Genomic DNA, 17,853 nt, shown 5'->3' on the forward strand with positions numbered 1-17,853 from the left:
CGTTGGTCGACAGGGCGACGAAGTGCTTGGCGACCGCCTTCTCGTCCCCGTCCAGCCCGGCCAGCAGCCAGGAGCGGGCCGAGGTGGCGTTGGTGATCGTCTCGATCGTGGTGAACGTCTTGGACGCCACGATGAACAGCGTCTCGGCCGGGTCCAGGTCGCGGATCGCCTCGTGCAGGTCGGCGCCGTCCACGTTGGAGACGAAGCGGAAGCCCAGCGAGCGGTCGGTGTACGCCCGCAGCGCCTCGTAGGCCATCGCGGGGCCGAGGTCGGAGCCGCCGATGCCGATGTTGACCACGGTGCGGATGCGCTTGCCGGTGTGGCCGGTCCACTCGCCGGAGCGCACCCGGTCGGCGAAGTCGCTCATCCGGTCCAGGACGGCGTGCACCTTCGGCACCACGTTCTCGCCGTCGACCTCGATCACCGCGTCGGCCGGGGCGCGCAGCGCGGTGTGCAGCACCGCCCGGTCCTCGGTGACGTTGATCTTCCGGCCCTCGAACATGGCGTCCCTGAGGCCGAACACGTCGGTGGCCTTGGCCAGCTCCTGGAGCAGGGCGAGGGTCTCGTCGGTGACGAGGTTCTTGGAGTAGTCGATCCGCAGGTCGCCGACGCGCACCACGTACCGCTCGGCGCGGGAGGGGTCGGCGGCGAACAGCTCACGCAGGTCCGGGTGGAGCAGCGCCTCGGCGCGGTGGTCCTCCAGGGCCGTCCACTCGGGACGGCGGGTGAGCTCGGGGGTGTCAGACATGGACAGGGGTCTCCTCGGTGGCCTCGCCCCGCAGGGCGATGGCGTACATCTCGTCCGCGTCGAGGCGCCGCAGCTCCTCGGCGATGAGTTCGGCGGTGGAACGGACCTTCAGGGCCAGGCTGCGCGAGGGCTGGCCGGGCAGCGACAGGGTGGCCAGCGGGCCCTCGGGCCGGTCGATGACGATCTCGCCGCCGGCCGTGCCGAGCCGCACCGCGGTGACCACCGGGCCGTCGCTGACCACCCGGTCCACGGTGACGCCGAGCCGGGCCTCCAGCCAGCGGGCGAGCAGCTCGGCGGCCGGGTTGTCGGCCTCGGCCTCCACCGTCGCCGAGGTCACCTCCGCGCGGGCCTGGTCCAGGGCGGCGGCCAGCATCGAGCGCCACAGCGTCAGCCGGGTCCAGGCCAGGTCGGTGTCGCCGGGCGCGTAGGTGCGCTGGCGCTTGCGCAGCGTCTCCATCGGGTTCTCGACCGCGTACAGGTCGGTGATCCGGCGCTGAGCGAGCGCGCCCAGCGGGTCCTTGGCGGGGTTGTCGGGGGCGTCCACCGGCCACCACACGACGACCGGGGCGTCCGGCAGCAGCAGCGGCAGCACGACCGAGTCGGCGTGCTCGGCCACCTCGCCGTACATGCGCAGCACGACCGTCTCGCCGGTGCCGGCCTCGGAGCCGACCCGGACCTCGGCGTCGAGGTGGGAGTTGTGCCGGTCGCGCGGGTTGCGGGCGTGCCGCTTGATGACGACCAGGGTGCGCGAGGGGTGCTCGTGGGAGGCTTCCTCGGCCGCCTTGATCGAGTCGTAGGCGTTCTCCTCGTCCGTGACGATGACCATCGTCAGGACCATGCCCACGGCCGGGGTGCCGATGGCCCGGCGGCCCTGGACCAGCGCCTTGTTGACCTTGCTTGCCGTGGTGTCGGTCAGGTCGATCCTCATGGCCTGCGCCAGCTCCGTCCGTCTCGTGCGAGCATCTCGTCGGCTTCCTCGGGGCCCCAGCTTCCCGAGGGGTACTGCGCGGGCCTGCCGTGCGTGGCCCAGTACTCCTCGACCGGGTCGAGGATCCGCCAGGACTCTTCCACTTCCTGGTGACGGGGGAACAGGTTGGCGTCCCCCAGCAGGACGTCCAGGATGAGGCGCTCGTACGCCTCCGGGCTGGACTCGGTGAAGGACTCGCCGTACGCGAAGTCCATCGACACGTCCCGGATCTCCATCGAGGTGCCGGGCACCTTGGAGCCGAAGCGGACCGTCATGCCCTCGTCCGGCTGGACGCGGATGACGATGGCGTTCTCGCCCAGTTCCTCGGTGGCGGTGGTGTCGAAGGGGGAGTGCGGGGCGCGCTGGAAGACCACCGCGATCTCGGTGACCCGGCGGCCCAGCCGCTTGCCGGTGCGCAGGTAGAAGGGGACCCCGGCCCAGCGGCGGTTGTCGATGCCGACCTTGATCGCCGCGTAGGTGTCGGTGGTGGAGGCCGGGTCGATGCCCTCTTCCTCCAGGTAGCCGATGACCTTCTCGCCGCCCTGCCAGCCGGCCGCGTACTGTCCGCGCACGGTGTGCCGGCCCAGGTCGTCCGGCAGCCGGACCGCCCGGAACACCTTCAGCTTCTCGGTGAGCAGCGACTCCGCGTCGAAGGCGGCGGGCTCCTCCATCGCGGTGAGGGCGAGCAACTGCAGGAGGTGGTTCTGGATGACGTCCCGGGCGGCGCCGATGCCGTCGTAGTAGCCGGCCCGGCCGCCGATGCCGATGTCCTCGGCCATGGTGATCTGCACGTGGTCGACGTAGGACCGGTTCCAGATCGGCTCGTACATCTGGTTGGCGAAGCGCAGCGCCAGGATGTTCTGGACCGTCTCCTTGCCCAGGTAGTGGTCGATGCGGAAGACCTGGTCCGGCTCGAACACGTCGTGCACCAGCGCGTTCAGCTCCTGGGCGCTCGCCAGATCGTGCCCGAACGGCTTTTCGATGACGGCGCGGCGCCAGGAGCCCTCGGGGGCGTCCGCGAGACCGTGCTTCTTGAGCTGCTGGACCACCTTGGGGAAGAACTTCGGCGGCACCGAGAGGTAGAAGGCGTAGTTGCCGCTGGTGCCCCGGGAGGCGTCCAGCTCGTCCACGGCCTTGCGCAACTGCTCGAAGGCGTTGTCGTCGTCGAAGTCGCCCGGGATGAACCGCATCCCCTCGGAGAGCTGCTGCCAGACCTCCTCGCGGAACTCGGTGCGGGCGTGCTCCTTGACGGCCTGGTGGACCACCTCGGCGAAGTCCTGGTCCTCCCAGTCCCGGCGGGCGAAGCCCACCAGGGAGAAGCCCGGCGGCAGCAGGCCCCGGTTGGCCAGGTCGTACACGGCCGGCATCAGCTTCTTACGGGACAGGTCGCCGGTGACGCCGAAGATGACCAGACCGGAGGGGCCCGCGATCCGGGGCAGCCGGCGGTCCTGCGGGTCGCGCAGCGGATTGCTCCAGTCGGACGCCGCGGCCGGCGCCGGGGTCCGGGCCGGGGGCTCGTCCCCGTCCCCTTCGCCTTCCCCGTCCTGGGACTGGGCCCGGGGCGCGTCCCCGTCCGCGGCCCCGGCCTCGGTCCGGGGTGCCTCCGCGGCCACGGTACCTGCGGCCTCCTGGGCGTCCCGGGTCTCCTTGGCCTCCTTCGTGGCCTTGTTCTCGCCCGCGTTCGGGTCGGGAAGCTCCTCGCTCATTCCCCGTCAACTCCCTTGCTCATCAGGGACTTCGTCACCGCGTCGAGCAGCTCCTGCCAGGCCGCCTCGAACTTGGCGACGCCCTCGCGCTCCAACTGCTCCACCACCTCGTCGTAGGAGATGCCCAGCTTCTCCACGGCCGCCAGGTCGGCCCGCGCCTGGGCGTAGCCGCCGGTGACCGTGTCGCCCTGGACGACACCGTGATCGGCGGCGGCGTCCAGGGTGGCCTCCGGCATCGTGTTCACGGTGCCGGGAGCGACCAGCTCCTCCACGTACAGGGTGTCCCGGTATGCCGGATCCTTCACCCCGGTGGACGCCCACAGGGGGCGCTGCCGGTTGGCGCCGGTGCCCGCCAGGGCGGTGAACCTGCTGCCCGCGAAGACCTCCTCGTACGCCTCGTAGGCCAGCCTGGCGTTGGCCAGGGCGGCCCGGCCCTTGAGGGCGAGGGCCTCGTCGGTGCCCAGCAGCGTCAGCCGCTTGTCGATCTCGCTGTCGACGCGGGAGACGAAGAAGGAGGCGACCGAGTGGACGGCCGACAGGTCGTGCCCGGCGGCCCGCGCCTTCTCCAGACCGGCGAGGTAGGCGTCCATCACCTCGCGGTAGCGCTCCAGGGAGAAGATCAGCGTGACGTTGACGCTGATGCCGGCGCCGATCACCTCGGTGATCGCCGGGAGACCGGCCCGGGTCGCCGGGATCTTGATCATCACGTTGGGGCGGTCGACCAGCCAGGCCAACTGCTTGGCCTCGGCGACGGTGGCCGCCGTGTCGTGGGCCAGCCGCGGGTCGACCTCGATGGAGACCCGGCCGTCCCGGCCGCCGGTGGCCTCGTACACCGGGGTGAGCACGTCGGCGGCGGCGCGGACGTCGGCGGTGGTCATCATGCGCACCGCCTCGTCGACGGTGACGCCGCGCACCGCCAGGTCGGCGAGCTGCTCCTCGTACCCCTCGCCCGAGCCGATGGCGGCCTGGAAGATGGAGGGGTTGGTGGTGACGCCGACGACGTGCTTCGTCTCGATCAGCTCGGCCAGGTTGCCCGACGCGATCCGGCCGCGGGACAGGTCGTCCAGCCAGACGGAGACGCCCTCGGCGGCCAGGCGCCGGAGCGGCTCCGCGGTCGCGGTGGTTCGGTTCACAGTGATCATCATCTTCTTTCTGGCGTTGCGATCAACCGCGGGCGGCGGCGACGGATTCCCGGGCCGCGGCGGCGACGTTCTCGGCGGTGAAGCCGTACTCGGCGAAGAGGGTCCCGGCGGCGGCGGAGGCACCGAAGTGCTCCAGGGAGACGATGCGTCCCGCGTCGCCGACGAACCGGTACCAGGTCAGGCCGATGCCGGCCTCGACGGCCACCCGGGCCCTCACGGACGGCGGCAGCACGCTCTCGCGGTACGCGCGCGGCTGCTGCTCGAACCACTCCACGGACGGCATCGACACCACCCGGGTGGCGGTGCCCTCGGCCTCCAGCAGCTCCCGCGCGGCGACGGCGAGCTGCACCTCGGAGCCGGTGGCGATCAGGATCACGTCCGGGGTGCCGGTGGAGGCGTCCGCCAGGACGTAGCCGCCCTTGGCCGCGTCCGGGTTCGGCGGGTAGGTCGGCAGCCCCTGCCGGGACAGGGCCAGGCCGTGCGGGGCCGGGTCGGTGGAGTGCCGGCGCAGGATCTCGGCCCAGGCGGTGGCGGTCTCGTTGGCGTCGGCCGGGCGGACCACGTTCAGGCCCGGGATGGCGCGCAGCGCGGCCAGGTGCTCGACCGGCTGGTGGGTCGGGCCGTCCTCGCCCAGGCCGATGGAGTCGTGCGTCCACACGTACGTCACCGGCAACTGCATCAGCGCCGACATGCGCACCGCGTTGCGCATGTAGTCGGAGAAGACCAGGAAGGTGCCGCCGTAGACGCGGGTGTTGCCGTGCAGCGCGATGCCGTTCATCTCCGCGGCCATGGAGAACTCGCGGATGCCGAAGTGGACGGTACGGCCGTACGGGTCGGCCTCGGGCAGCGGGTTGCCCTCGGGCAGGAACGACGAGGTCTTGTCGATCGTGGTGTTGTTCGACCCGGCCAGGTCGGCGGAGCCGCCCCACAGCTCGGGCAGCACCGGGCCCAGCGCCTGGAGCACCTTGCCGGACGCGGCCCGGGTGGCGACCGCCTTGCCCGGCTCGAAGACCGGCAGCGCGTCCTCCCAGCCCTCGGGGAGCCGGCCGGCCACCACGCGGTCGAACAGCTCGGCCCGCTCGGGCCGCGCCCCGCGCCACTTGTCCAGGCGCTTGTCCCAGGCGGCGTGCGCCTCGGCGCCCCGGTCCAGGGCCTTGCGGGTGTGCGCGAGGACCTCGTCGGCGACCTCGAAGGACTTCTCCGGGTCGAAGCCGAGCACCCGCTTGGTGGCGGCCACCTCGTCGTCGCCGAGCGCCGAGCCGTGCGCGGCCTCGGTGTTCTGCGCGTTCGGGGCGGGCCAGGCGATGATCGTGCGCATCGCGATGATCGACGGCCGGGAGGTCTCCGCCTTGGCGGCGGTCAGCGCCGCGTACAGGGCGTGCACGTCGACGTCGCCGTTCTCGGCGGGCTCGATGCGCTGTACGTGCCAGCCGTACGCCTCGTAGCGCTTGAGCACGTCCTCGGAGAAGGCGGTGGCGGTGTCGCCCTCGATGGAGATGTGGTTGTCGTCGTAGAGGAAGACCAGGTTGCCGAGCTTCTGGTGGCCGGCCAGCGAGGACGCCTCGGCGGAGACGCCCTCCTGGAGGTCGCCGTCGGAGACGATCGCCCAGATGGTGTGGTCGAACGGCGACTCGCCCTCGGGGGCGTCCGGGTCGAACAGACCGCGCTCGTAGCGGGCGGCCATCGCCATGCCCACCGCGTTGGCCACGCCCTGGCCGAGCGGCCCGGTGGTGGTCTCGACGCCCGCGGTGTGCCCGTACTCGGGGTGGCCGGGGGTCTTGGAGCCGTGGGTGCGGAACGCCTTCAGGTCGTCCAGCTCCAGCTCGTACCCGGCGAGGTAGAGCTGCGTGTAGAGGGTGAGCGAGGTGTGGCCCGGGGAGAGGACGAAGCGGTCACGGCCGGTCCACTCGGGGTCCGCCGGGTCGTGACGCATCACCTTCTGAAAGATCGTGTAGGCGGCCGGCGCCAGCGCCATGGCCGTGCCCGGGTGGCCGTTGCCGACCTTCTGGACGGCATCGGCCGCGAGAACACGGGCGGTGTCGACGGCACGCCGGTCGAGTTCGGTCCATGTGAAGCGGTCCGCGGTATGCGTGCTCATCTTCAAGAAATCCTCGATAGAAGCGTGATCGTTGCTCTGACGTGTTCGAACTTAAAAGTCTGACTTTTGAGAGTGAAGGTCATCGTGTGCCAGCCTGTGGTGAAACTGGGACACACCTCGGGCGCCGCGCGCCCGAGCGGGACGGTACGAGAAGGACATGGCGGACGAACACCACCAAGACGGCGGCGACGGCGGCGGGATCAGAACCTTCCCCTTCCCGGTCGAGCTGAGCGTCCTCGGCGTCGGCATGCAGGTCGGCCCCATGGGCACCGGCCGCACCTGGCACTCCAGTGCCCCGCTGCACCGGGTGCACCGCATCGACTTCCACGTCGTCATGCTCTTCACCGGCGGCCCGGTCCGCCACATGATCGACTTCGCCGAGTACGAGGCGGCCGCGGGCGACCTGCTGTGGATCCGCCCGGGACAGGTCCACCGCTTCTCGCCCGAGCACGAGTACCGCGGAACGGCGCTGACCATGCAGCCCGGCTTCCTGCCCCGCGCCACCGTGGAGGCCACCGGCCTCTACCGCTACGACCTGCCCCCGCTGCTCCGCCCCGACCCGGCGCAGCTCGCCGGGCTGACCGCGTCCCTGGAGCAGTTGCGCCGCGAGTACGAGGACGCCACCACCCTGCCGCTGAGCCTGCACACCTCGGTGCTGCGGCACTCGCTGACCGCGTTCCTGCTCCGCCTCGCCCACCTCGCGGCGAACTCCGCGGCGACGCGGGAGGCGGCCGGTCCGGGCGACACCACCTTCACCCTGTTCCGGGACGCCGTGGAGCGCGGCTTCGCCACCAACCACAGCGTCAGCGCCTACGCCGACGCGCTCGGTTACTCCCGCCGCACCCTGGTCCGCGCGGTGCGCGCCGCGACCGGCGAGACGCCCAAGGCGTTCATCGACAAGCGGGTGATCCTGGAGGCCAAACGGCTGCTCGCGCACACCGACCTGCCGATCGGCCGGGTCGGCGCGGCGGTCGGCTTCCCCGACGCGGCGAACTTCTCCAAGTTCTTCCACCAGCACACCGACCAGACGCCGGCCGCGTTCCGCGCCGACCTGAGCTGAGTACGGCGGAGGGGGCCGCGCGCCTCGCGCGGCCCCCTCCTCGGGTACGGGGTTCAGTGCCCGAAGGTGAACCAGTTGACGTTGACGAAGTCGGCCGGCTGGCCGCTGGTGAACGTCAGATACACGTCATGGGTGCCGGTCACGGCGGAGATGTTCGCCGGGATCGTCCGCCAGGACTGCCAGCCCCCGGTGCTGCCCACCGCGAAGCTGCCGACGGGCGCGCTGGTACGGCTGTCCAGCCGCACCTCCACCAGCCCGCTCACGCCGCTCGCCGCGCCGCTGGCCACCCGGGCGCTGAACTGCCGGGCCGCGTTCGAGCCGAAGTTCACGCCCTTGTAGAGCACCCAGTCGCCGTTGGCCAGGGCGCCCAGGTTCTGCCCGCCGCCGGAGTCGGAGGTGGCCTCGGTCATCACCCCGGACTGGGCGTCGTAGGACTCGGCCTGGATGGTGCCGTAGGCGTCGCGGTTGCCGGGCTGGCCGGTGCCGCCGCCGGCCGTCGCGGCCTGCACGTAGTCGACGACCATCGGGTGGCCGGGCTCGGTGCCGCCGTCCGGGCCGCCGCCGAAGGCGCCCGGGAAGCCGCCGCCCATCGCCACGTTGAGGATGATGAAGAACCCGTGGTTCGTCGCGTTGGACCAGGTCGCCGCGTCCATCTGGTCGGCGCGCACGGTGTGGTAGGTGACGCCGTCGACGGAGAAGCGGATCTGCTCGGGGCTGGTGGAGCGGTCCCACTCCATGCGGTAGGTGTGGAAGCCGGACTGGCAGGTGGAGCCCGGACAGGAGGTCGAACCGCCGATGCCGGTCGTCTCGTTGCACGGGCCGTCCGGGTTGGTGCCGCAGTGCATGGTGGCCCACACGGTGTTCAGGCCCTGGACGTTCTCCATGATGTCCAGCTCGCCCACGCCCGGCCAGTTCCAGTAGTTGCCCCGGAACGGCGACCCCAGCATCCAGAACGCCGGCCAGTAGCCCTTGGCGGCGGCGCCGGTCACATTGGGCATCTGGATGCGTGCCTCGACGCTCAGCTTGCCGCCGGCCGGGGGCTGGAAGTCGGTGCGGTTGGTCTCGATCCGGCCCGAGGTCCAGTTGCCGGAGGCGTCGCGCCGCGGGGTGATGCGCAGGTTGCCGTTGCCGTCCAGGGCGACGTTGTTGGTGCTGGACGTCATCGTCTCGACCTCGCCGGTGCCCCAGTTGGCGGCGCCGCCCGGGTACGAGGTGCCGGTCGCGTACTGCCAGTTGGCGGTGTTCACGCCGGAACCGGCCGGGCCGTCGAAGTCGTCGAGGAAGACCCGGGTCCACCCGGAGGGGGGAGTGGGGGCGGAGGCGGCCGCGGTGGGGGCGGCGACCGTGCCGGCGGCCAGCGCGAGGCCGAGCGCGCCGACGGCGGCGGCCAGCGCACGGCGCAGCGGACGCCGTCTCGGGGAGGTGCCGGAGGGTTCTCTCATGTGGGGGTGCCTCTCGGTACGGAGGGGAGATGAGCACACTCCGAGCGCGCGCCGAGCAGGCCCGGAGCCACTCCGGACCTGCTCTGAGAGCGCTCTCAGAGTGCCGCCAATGTGCTCTCCGGGCCCCGCTCCGTCAAGAGGTGAAACCGAGAAAGACCCCCCGCCGCACGGGAGTTCACGCAGTGAAGCCGCCGGGCCCCCCGGACGTCACAGGGCGCTGCCGGCCCGCCACTTCGTCCAGGACAGGTTCCAGCCGTTGAGGCCGTTGGCCGGGTCGACGGTCCGCTCGCCGGAGTTCTTCACGATCACCACATCGCCCAGCAGCGAACCGTCGTAGAACGCGGAGCCGTCCGTCGTCCCGTCCTCGCCGCCCTGCGCGTCCCGCAGGCCGACGCAGCCGTGCGTGGTGTTGTCGTGCCCGAACACCGAGGGGGAGGTCCAGTAGTTGCCGTGCAGGAAGGTGCCGGAGGTGGTCAGCCGCTGGGCGTGCGGCACGTCCGGGATGTCGTACTCGTGGCCCAGGCCGACCGTGGAGGACTCCATGCGGGTCTGCGTCAGCCGCTCGCTGATCACCATGATCCCGGACCAGGTGGTGTGGTCGGCGTCACCGCCGGTGACGGGGTAGGCGGCACTCTTCCGGCCGTCGCGGACGACGGTCATCCGCCCGGCCGCCAGGTCGACGGTGCTGATCTGCGACCGCCCGATCCGGAAGGCGAGGCTCTGGGACCGGCCGCCGTGGAGGCCCTCGCCCGCGCGCACACCGGCGAGGTCCAGGGAGACGGCGACCGTCGTGCCGGGAGCCCAGTACTTCTTCGGGCGGAAGTCGAGCCGGGTGTCGCCGAACCAATGCCCGGCGACCTCCACCTCCGGGTCGGCGGTGACCGTGATCGCCCGCTCGACCGCCGCCTTGCGGGTCACCGCGTGCGAGAAGGTCACCGACACCGGCATCCCGACGCCGTAGGTGCCGCCGTCCTGGGGCGTGACGGACGCCACCAAGGTCTCGACGGCCGGGTCCGCCGTGCCCTCGGCGGCCCGCGCGGTAACGCCGCCCAGCGCCGCCAGGGCCGCGGCGGCCGGCACGGCGCCCAGGGCGCCCAGGACACCTCGCCGGGACCACCGCCCCCGTGCGGCGTCCTGCGGGTCGGATATGCGGGGGGTGCTCACGGCGCGGGCCTTTCCGGGGATTGGTCGGGGTGCGTGCAGTCTGCACCATATATCTGGGTGCGGGCTGTGTGGCCTGGTTCGGGGTGGGGTGGGGTTGTGAGAAATGTGGCAGAACGGGCGTTTGAGGGGTGCTGAGGGGTGGGTGGGGGTGCTCTCGGGTGCCCGCAGGGACCCGTACCCGCGGAGCGTTCCCTACCCCGCCGGTCCCCGTACCCCGGGGGCGTCTTCTACCTCGCCGCGCCCCGGCTCTCCGCCCCGTCCGGCTGCCAGCCCAGGGCGCGGGAGATGCCGCGGGCCGCCAGGCGGACCGCCGGGCCCAGCACCGGTATCCGCGCCGCGTCGTGCGGGACGACCACCGAGACCGCCGCGGTCACCGTGCCGTCCGCCGCGCGCACCGGTGCCGCCACCGACAGCGCGTCGTCGGTGACCTGGCGGTCGCTCACCGCCGTGCCGGTGCGCCGCACCTCGGCCAGCACCCGGCGCAGCCGTACCGGGTCGGTGAGCGTGTACGGCGTGAACGCGGCGAGCGGACCCGCGCAGTACGCCTCCTGTACCTCGGGCCCGCAGTGCGCCAGCAGCGCGAGCCCGACCCCGGTGGCGTGCAGCGGCCAGCGCGCCCCGACCCGGATGTGCACGCCGACCGCGGACCGCCCCGACAGCCACTCGACGTACACCACCTCGGTGCCGTCCCGCACCGCCAACTGCACGTTCTCGTGGGTCGCCTCGTACAGGTCCTCCAGGTAGGGCAGGGCGACCTGCCGCAGCGCCAGCCCGCGCGGGGCGAGCGCCGCCAGCTCCCACAGCCGCAGCCCCACGTGGTAGACGCCCGCGCCGTCCCGCTCCAGCGCGCCCCACGCGGTGAGCGCGCCGACCAGCCGGTGCGTGGTGGTCAGGCTCAGCCCGGCCCGCCGGCTGATGTCGGTCAGGCAGAGCGCCGGATGCTCGTGGTCGAAGGCGGCGAGCACCGCCAGCAGGCGGTCGGGCGCGGAACGGGCGGTCATCCACGGGGCTTCCGGGTCGGCGGGCGGGTCGGGGGAAGGGTAGGCCGCCGGGCGACGCGGCGGGAGGGGGCGGAGCGGATGACCGCCCGTTCCGCACCGGTTCTTACGGCGCGGGTCTTCCGGTCCGCGCCGGTCCGGTCCGCGTAGGGCCGTGCCGCTCCGGTCCGGTCCGGTACGTGCAGGCCCGTACCGCGTGCGGGTCCCCCCGGCGTGTCATCATCGGCGGCGGAAGAAGCGAAGTACGGACGGACGGCTCACCGGCGGCGGGCGGAGGCGCGGGGGGCCGGGTGACGGGCGGAGAGGTGCGGGTGTGAGGCTGACGATTCTGGGCGGCGGCGGATTCCGGGTGCCGTTGGTGTACGGGGCGCTGCTCGGGGACCGCGCCGAGGGCCGGGTGACCGAGGTCGTGCTGCACGACCTCGACCCGGCCCGGCTCACCGCGGTCACCCGGGTCCTGGCCGAACAGGCCGCCGGGGTGCCCGACGCGCCCCGGGTGACCGCCACCACCGACCTGGACGAGGCGCTCACCGGCGCCGACTTCGTGTTCTCCGCGATCCGCGTCGGCGGCCTCGCCGGACGCGCCGAGGACGAACGGGTCGCGCTCGCCGAGGGCGTCCTCGGCCAGGAGACGGTCGGCGCCGGCGGCATCGCCTACGGCCTGCGGACCGTGCCCGTGGCCACCGACATCGCCCGCCGGGTCGCCCGGCTCGCCCCCGACGCCTGGGTCATCAACTTCACCAACCCCGCCGGACTGGTCACCGAGGCCATGTCCCGCCACCTCGGCGACCGCGTCATCGGCATCTGCGACACCCCCGTCGGCCTCGGCCGCCGCATCGCCCGCGTCCTCGGCGTCCGCCCCGACCAGGCGTGGATCGACTACGTCGGCCTCAACCACCTCGGCTGGGTCCGCGGCCTGCGCGTGGCCGGCCGCGACGAACTCCCGCGCCTGCTCGCCGACCCCGCCCTGCTCGGCTCCTTCGAGGAGGGCCGCCTCTTCGGCCCCGACTGGCTGCGCGCCCTCGGCGCGATCCCCAACGAGTACCTGCACTACTACTACTTCAACCGCGAGACCGTACGCGCCTACCAGCGGGCCGAGCGCACCCGCGGCGCCTTCCTCCGCGACCAGCAGGCCGGCTTCTACGCGGCGGCGGGCGACCCGGACGTCTCCGCCCTCGCCCTGTGGGAACGCACCCGCGCCGAACGCGAGGCCACCTACATGTCCGAGAACCGGGAGGCGGCCGGCGCCGGCGAACGCGACGACGACGACCTCTCCGGCGGCTACGAGAAGGTCGCCCTCGCCCTGATGCGGGCCATCGCCCGGGGCGAGCGCACCACCCTGATCCTCAACGTCCGCAACCGCCACACCCTCCCCGTCCTCGACGCCGACGCCGTGATCGAGGTGCCCTGCCTGGTCGGTGCCGACGGCGCCCACCCGGTCGCCGTGGACCCGCTGCCCGGCCACGCCACCGGCCTGGTCTGCGCGGTCAAGGCCGTCGAGCGGGAGGTCCTCGCGGCGGCCGACGCCGGTTCCCGGGAGCGGGCCGTCACCGCGTTCGCCCTGCACCCCCTCGTCGACTCGGTCACCGTGGCCCGCCGGCTCCTCGACGGCTACACCGCAGCCCACCCGGGCCTCGCCTACCTCCGGTAGCCCGGCCGCCGGTCTAGCCGGGCAGCGGGGCCGCCGGGTCGGTGACCGCCGGGGCCGGGAGCCGGTCCGCCGGGCGGGGCGGGGAGGGTACGGCCGCCGCCGTGGACGGTGCCGGGTCCGGCCACGGGTGGGCCGGGGAGGCCGGCCGCAGCGGGCGCGTCCCGGAGACCACCGCGTAGTCCGGGCCCAGGAACGGCGGCACGATCTCCCCCGGGTCGTCCCCGAGCGCCAGCCGCACCGCCGCCCACGGGGCGTTGACCCCGCACAGCGACAGTTGGTGCAGCCCGCCCGCCGGACGGGTGTTGACGTCCATCAGCACCGGCCGGTCCCCGTACATCCGGAACTGGATGTTGGACAGGTGGTGCAGCCCGAAGCCCTCCGCCAGGCGCCGGGCCGGCCCGGTCCACCGCTCGTCGAGGGTGAAGCCCCGGCGGCGGCCGTTCTTGGTCCGGCCCACCGCCAGCCGTACCCGGTTGTCGGTGCCGGTCAGGCAGTCCACCGACACCTCCGGCTCCTCCAGTCGCGGCATCACCAGCCAGTCGACCGGCGCCCCGGCCTCCCGCACCGCCGCCACCGCCAGCTCCAGCGGCACCTGCGGCGAGGGGAACCCGGACAGGTGGGCCAGCGAGAACGGCGACCGGGTGACCACCCGGAACCCGACCCCGCCCGCGCCGGAGGCCGGCTTGAAGCAGGCCCGGTGCCCGGACGCCTCCAACTCCTCGACGGCGGCCACCAGTTCGTCGGCGGTCCGGACCCGCCACCACGGCGGTACGGGTACGCCGATCGCCTGCGCCGCCTCGTAGCCGACCACCTTGTCCCGGAAGACGGCCACCGCCTCCGGCGGCGGGGCGAGCAGCGCCGTACCGGCCGCCTCGAACTCGGCGCGGTGCGCCACGACCGCCGCCTGGTGCAGCCGCGGCACGAACACGTCGATGCCCCGGCGCCGGCACTGGTCCAGCGCGTACTCGGCGTACGCCGCCGGGGACAGGTCGGCCGGTTCCAGCTCGGCGGTGTCGGCGGCGGCCAGCACGGGGGAGTCGGGGTCGCCGTGGGTGGCGTGGATCTCGACGGCCCGGCCGTCCGGATTTCTCCGGAGCTGGTCCATGAAGAACACGTTCTCCGCGTACGTGCGGTTGAGCCAGACGCGTACGCGAGAGACCATGCAGGCCGCCTTTCACGGGTCGCGGGCAGGACTCGGTCGGCCGTGCCCGGCCAGGGGGGATGAAGGGACACCGCACCGCTCTGCGCGTGGAAGGAGTCCGCGGGCGGTGGTGTCGGGGCGATCATAGGGGGTCCGGGACGGCCCCGTGCAACGCGCGTGTTACGGATCGCGGCCCCCGTCCGCGAGGGTCCCGGCGGTCTTGTCGCGCGGCCCCGCCCTGTGATCTCGTGAGGGCGTCACGAGGCGGGGACAGGGAGGACGGGACCCGGTGATCGAGGAACTGCTGCCGGACACGGTCGCCGCCGTCGCGGCCCACGGCCATGACACCACCGGACATGCGCCGCTGTACCCGGAGGAGGAGGCGCTGATCGCCCGCGCGGTCGCCAAGCGCCGCCGGGAGTTCACCGCCGTCCGGTCCTGCGCCCGGCGGGCCATGGAGAAGCTGGGCGTGCCGCCGCAGCCGGTGCTGCCCGGCGAACGCGGGGCACCGGGCTGGCCGCCCGGCCTGGTCGGCAGCATGACCCACTGCGACGGCTACTGCGCCGCCGCCCTGGCCCGCGCCGCCGACCTGGCCTCCATCGGCATCGACGCCGAGCGGGACGCGCCGCTGCCGGAGGGCGTGCTGGACGCCGTGGCCCTGCCCGCCGAGGCCGAGCGGCTGCGCAAGCTGACGGCGGACGGGGCGCGGGTGCACGCGGACCGGCTGCTGTTCAGCGCCAAGGAGTCGGTCTACAAGGCGTGGTTCCCGCTCACCCGGCGGTGGCTGGACTTCAGCGAGGCCGACATTGAGTTCACCGTCCACCCCGGCGACCCGGGCGGCGGCACCTTCCGGGCCGCCCTGCTGGTGCCCGGGCCGCGGGTGGGCGACCGGACCCTGACCCACTTCGACGGCCGCTGGGCCGCCCGCGACGGCCTGCTGACGACGGCGATCACCATCCCGGCGCCGCCCGTCTGATCCGCCGGTCCGCCCGGGGCTCAAGGCCCAAGGCCCAGGGCGCGAGGCCCAGAGCCCAAGGCTTAGGGCCCAAGGCCCAGGACTCAAGGTCAGGGCTCAAGGTCAGGACTAGAGGTCCAGGGCTCGGGCGGCCGTGGGCACCAGCTCGCCAGCAGCCGGAAGAACTCCTCCTCGTTGCCGCTCAGTCCCGCCGCGGCCAGCGCCTGCTCCGCCTCGGCGAGGACGGACGGCGGGATGACGGGCGGGCGCGGGGCCTCCGACGGCCCGGCCGGGGTGTCGAAGGCGGCGCGCACGGTGTGCAGCAGCCGCAGGTAGGCCCGGACGGCGGTGCGTTCACGGTCGGTCAGCACGGCGGTGGTCATCGGTCGGCTCTCCCCGTCTCGACGTAGGCGAAGGGCACCGCCCCGCACGGCGGCGCCACCCCTCCAGCTTGCCGCCCACCACTGACAATCCGGCCCGGCCGGGCGCGCCACGCCGGACGCGCCCCCCGTACCGGCTCAGCCCAGATACCCCAGCGACGCCTCGATCCGCCCCGCCAGGTGGTCCCGCTGCACCGGCCCGCGCAGCGCCGAACCGGCCAGCAGCGTACGGCACTTGCTGGCCAGCAGCAGCCCGAAGCTCTCGGCCTGCTGCTCGTCCGTCTCGTCGAACCGGGACCGCGCCGCGACCGCCCGGACGGTGGCCCGCAGGGCCTCCTCGTCCAGGTCCCCGGCCAGCAGCCGGGCGGCGGTCGCGGCGCCGCCGACGGGGTGGCCGCGGTGTCCGGCCCACAGGTGCCACAGCTCGTGCCCGAGGATGACCAACTGGTGGTCGGGCGCGGTGCGTTCCTCGACGACCACCAGGTCCCGGTCGGTCAGGTCCACCCAGAGGCCGCTGGCGGTGCCGGGCGGGAAGGCGGCGGTACGGAACAGCAGCGGACGGCCGCGGCGCCGGCTCATCGCCCCGCACAGCGCGGCGTACAGATCGGCGGGCGGTGCCGGGACCGGAAGCGTCAGTTCAGCGACCAGTTCGCCGCAGAGGCGGCGCATGTCCCTACCGATGCCCAATATCTCTCCCCAGGCTCACGACTCGGGCCGCTTGACGCTCTCCAGGAGCATGTCCAGCCACTCGGCGACCTTGTCGCGGTGCTGGTCGGTGGGCAACTGGGCGGCCCGCCACGCGATTCCGCGGACGCCGTGGTCCTGGAGCAGCTTCTCCAGCGGGTCGTCGGCGGGCCCGGCCGCCGCCCGCTCCCGGTCGGCGAGCTTCTGGTGCAGCTCCTGCTCGATGTGGAGCAGCGCCCCGGCCAGCGCCTCCGGGTCCTCGGCGGTGAGGAACCCGGCGTGCACCCGGAAGAAGCGCTGGATGGCGTCGCAGTGCTCCATGGTGGGACGCCGGTCGCCGTTGATGAGCGCGCCCGCCTGCTGCCGGGACATCCCGGCGCCGTCGGCGATCTCCTGCTGGGTGTAGCGGCGGCCGTTGGGTTTCAGCCGGGTGCGGCGCAGCAGGTCCAGCCGCTGCACGAACCGGGTCTGCACATCGGGCTCACCGGCCGGCCGGCCGTTCAGCAGGGCCTTGACGACGGCCTCGGGGACACCGGAGGCGACGGAGAGCCGGGCGGTGTCGAAGACCTCCGAGTGCGGTACGCCGAGCCGGTCGGCGAGCGCGGAGACACGGGAGACCGCGGACGACAGCGCGGCCGTCGGCGTGGTGCCCGGATCCTCGAAGCCAGCCGTCACCGACAGATCTCCTACGTCTCTCACAGGACTCACAGGCTTCTCACAAGCGAAGCGGTTGCCGTGAACTTCCCGGAGAGTAGCCCGACAGCCGAACCCGCATCCAGGTCTCGCCACAACTGTGGCCAATTTCAGCCGTCAACCGGCATGAAATGCCACGATAGTTGACATGACTCGCGGCGAAGCAGCAGGATCGGGGCGCCGCGTGAAGGCCGCATAGGCAAGAGGGGTGACCTCCCGATGGCATTTCAGGCAGGAGGGCAGCGGTCGGCACCGCGGCCCGCGCCCGCGACCCCCGAGGCCCGGGCGTATCTGCAGGACTACGCCGCTTACCTGGACGCCGTCCCCCATCCCTCGTTCGTCGTCGACCACCGCTGGGACGTGGTCCTGGCCAACGGTGCCTTCCGGACACTTTTCCGGCGGGTCGGGCCGCATCCGACGGCCATGCCGGGCGACAACTTCCTGCGCTTCGTCCTCTTCCACCCGGACGCCCCCACCGTCCTCGGGGAGCACGAGCCGAGCTGGTGCCTGCCGATGCTGGCGCACTTCGCGGCCACCCTGGAGGCGCACGGCCACGATCCCGGGCTGCAGGCGATCCGCCGGGACATCGCCCAGGACCCGATCATGGAGGCGGCCTACCGGCAGGGGCTGCCGCACTGGGTCCGCGCGGTCGGCGAGACGGCCGTCGAACACGACGGCGCGGTACGGCCGCTGCTCCACCCCGACGCCCGGCCGGGGGTGACCGAGTGCCGGGTCGTGGTGGAGACGCCCAGGTCGCTCGCGCGGCTCGGGTACACCCGGCAGACGCTGGTGGCGCACGAGGCGCGCCGCGCCCCCGTCCGCGAGCGCGGGCCCCGGCGCGGCGCGGCCCACCTGCGCGTGGTCCCACCGGCCGGCTGACCCGACGCCCACCGGGCCTCACGACCGCTCACCGGCCGACCTTCCGTTCACCGGCTGACCTTCCGCCGGCCGACTGACCCCGCCCCCCGGCCGACCGCCCAACACCGCACCCCGTTACGCAAACGGCTTGCATTTCTTGCGCTAC

Annotated in this window: 15 protein-coding genes and 1 pseudogene; 4 read left to right on the forward strand and 12 right to left on the reverse strand. The window is 73.2% G+C overall.

Annotation, left to right across the window (positions count from 1 at the left end; all coding sequences use genetic code 11):
• The 5 genes from IE316_RS16440 to tkt all read right to left on the reverse strand — a co-directional run.
• The coding region (locus tag IE316_RS16440) for a phosphoglucose isomerase-related protein (protein WP_506005150.1) at positions 1–748 on the reverse strand (748 nt) is incomplete at its 3' end.
• Positions 741–1,676 carry a glucose-6-phosphate dehydrogenase assembly protein OpcA gene (gene opcA / locus IE316_RS16445; protein ID WP_190205105.1) on the reverse strand — a complete coding sequence of 312 codons (936 nt, stop codon included), beginning with the start codon at positions 1,674–1,676 and terminating at the stop codon, positions 741–743. The genes IE316_RS16440 and opcA, both read right to left, overlap by 8 nt.
• Positions 1,673–3,421, reverse strand: coding sequence for a glucose-6-phosphate dehydrogenase (zwf, locus tag IE316_RS16450; protein ID WP_190205106.1), 1,749 nt, complete (start codon positions 3,419–3,421; stop codon positions 1,673–1,675). Before zwf ends, opcA begins: the two co-directional genes overlap by 4 nt.
• On the reverse strand, positions 3,418–4,563 hold the full coding sequence (gene tal, locus IE316_RS16455) for a transaldolase (RefSeq protein WP_190205107.1): 1,146 nt from the start codon (positions 4,561–4,563) through the stop codon (positions 3,418–3,420). Before tal ends, zwf begins: the two co-directional genes overlap by 4 nt.
• A gap of 22 nt (positions 4,564–4,585) precedes the next feature.
• Positions 4,586–6,661, reverse strand: a complete 2,076-nt coding sequence (tkt, locus tag IE316_RS16460; protein ID WP_190205108.1) for a transketolase — start codon at positions 6,659–6,661, stop codon at positions 4,586–4,588.
• A gap of 157 nt (positions 6,662–6,818) precedes the next feature.
• Between tkt and IE316_RS16465 the strand changes: the two genes are divergently transcribed.
• The gene (locus IE316_RS16465) at positions 6,819–7,721 is read left to right on the forward strand and encodes a helix-turn-helix transcriptional regulator (RefSeq protein WP_190205109.1); all 903 of its coding nucleotides are present in this window, start codon (positions 6,819–6,821) and stop codon (positions 7,719–7,721) included.
• A gap of 53 nt (positions 7,722–7,774) precedes the next feature.
• Here the strand turns inward: IE316_RS16465 and IE316_RS16470 are convergent, their stop codons facing one another.
• The 3 genes and pseudogenes from IE316_RS16470 to IE316_RS16480 form a co-directional block, all read right to left on the reverse strand.
• Complete coding sequence (locus tag IE316_RS16470; protein ID WP_190205110.1) at positions 7,775–9,163, reverse strand: glycoside hydrolase family 16 protein; 1,389 nt, start codon at positions 9,161–9,163, stop codon at positions 7,775–7,777.
• Positions 9,164–9,370: 207 nt separating this feature from the next.
• Positions 9,371–10,165 (reverse strand): annotated as a pseudogene (locus tag IE316_RS16475) (L,D-transpeptidase); the annotation flags it as partial.
• Positions 10,166–10,554: 389 nt separating this feature from the next.
• Positions 10,555–11,328: an IclR family transcriptional regulator gene (locus tag IE316_RS16480; protein ID WP_190205112.1), complete on the reverse strand. Its 774-nt coding sequence runs from the start codon at positions 11,326–11,328 to the stop codon at positions 10,555–10,557.
• Between the two features lie 310 nt (positions 11,329–11,638).
• Here IE316_RS16480 and IE316_RS16485 point away from each other — a divergent pair, with 310 nt between their 5' ends.
• Positions 11,639–12,976 (forward strand): 6-phospho-beta-glucosidase, encoded by a 1,338-nt coding sequence (locus tag IE316_RS16485; RefSeq protein ID WP_190205113.1) that lies wholly within the window; start codon positions 11,639–11,641, stop codon positions 12,974–12,976.
• Positions 12,977–12,989: 13 nt separating this feature from the next.
• Here IE316_RS16485 and IE316_RS16490 read toward each other — a convergent pair whose 3' ends face one another.
• Positions 12,990–14,138: an ATP-grasp domain-containing protein gene (locus tag IE316_RS16490; protein ID WP_190205114.1), complete on the reverse strand. Its 1,149-nt coding sequence runs from the start codon at positions 14,136–14,138 to the stop codon at positions 12,990–12,992.
• Positions 14,139–14,406: 268 nt separating this feature from the next.
• Here IE316_RS16490 and IE316_RS16495 point away from each other — a divergent pair, with 268 nt between their 5' ends.
• Positions 14,407–15,093 carry a 4'-phosphopantetheinyl transferase family protein gene (locus IE316_RS16495; RefSeq protein WP_190205115.1) on the forward strand — a complete coding sequence of 229 codons (687 nt, stop codon included), beginning with the start codon at positions 14,407–14,409 and terminating at the stop codon, positions 15,091–15,093.
• An 89-nt stretch (positions 15,094–15,182) separates the two neighbouring features.
• On the opposite strand, the gene IE316_RS16500 is transcribed toward IE316_RS16495, so the two are convergent.
• The 3 genes from IE316_RS16500 to IE316_RS16510 all read right to left on the reverse strand — a co-directional run bounded on the left by IE316_RS16500 (position 15,183) and on the right by IE316_RS16510 (position 16,811).
• Positions 15,183–15,455, reverse strand: coding sequence for a hypothetical protein (locus IE316_RS16500; protein WP_190205116.1), 273 nt, complete (start codon positions 15,453–15,455; stop codon positions 15,183–15,185).
• A 135-nt stretch (positions 15,456–15,590) separates the two neighbouring features.
• Positions 15,591–16,121, reverse strand: coding sequence for a toxin-antitoxin system, toxin component (locus IE316_RS16505; RefSeq protein WP_190205404.1), 531 nt, complete (start codon positions 16,119–16,121; stop codon positions 15,591–15,593).
• 33 nt (positions 16,122–16,154) lie between these two features.
• A complete protein-coding gene (locus tag IE316_RS16510) occupies positions 16,155–16,811 on the reverse strand; it encodes a helix-turn-helix domain-containing protein (protein ID WP_190205117.1) in 657 nt (218 codons plus the stop codon).
• A gap of 237 nt (positions 16,812–17,048) precedes the next feature.
• Here IE316_RS16510 and IE316_RS16515 point away from each other — a divergent pair, with 237 nt between their 5' ends.
• Complete coding sequence (locus IE316_RS16515; RefSeq protein ID WP_190205118.1) at positions 17,049–17,708, forward strand: MmyB family transcriptional regulator; 660 nt, start codon at positions 17,049–17,051, stop codon at positions 17,706–17,708.
• Positions 17,709–17,853: the final 145 nt, after the last annotated feature.

Origin of the sequence: Streptomyces fumanus, from assembly GCF_014655295.1 — a bacterium.
Lineage (GTDB): Bacteria > Actinomycetota > Actinomycetes > Streptomycetales > Streptomycetaceae > Streptomyces > Streptomyces fumanus.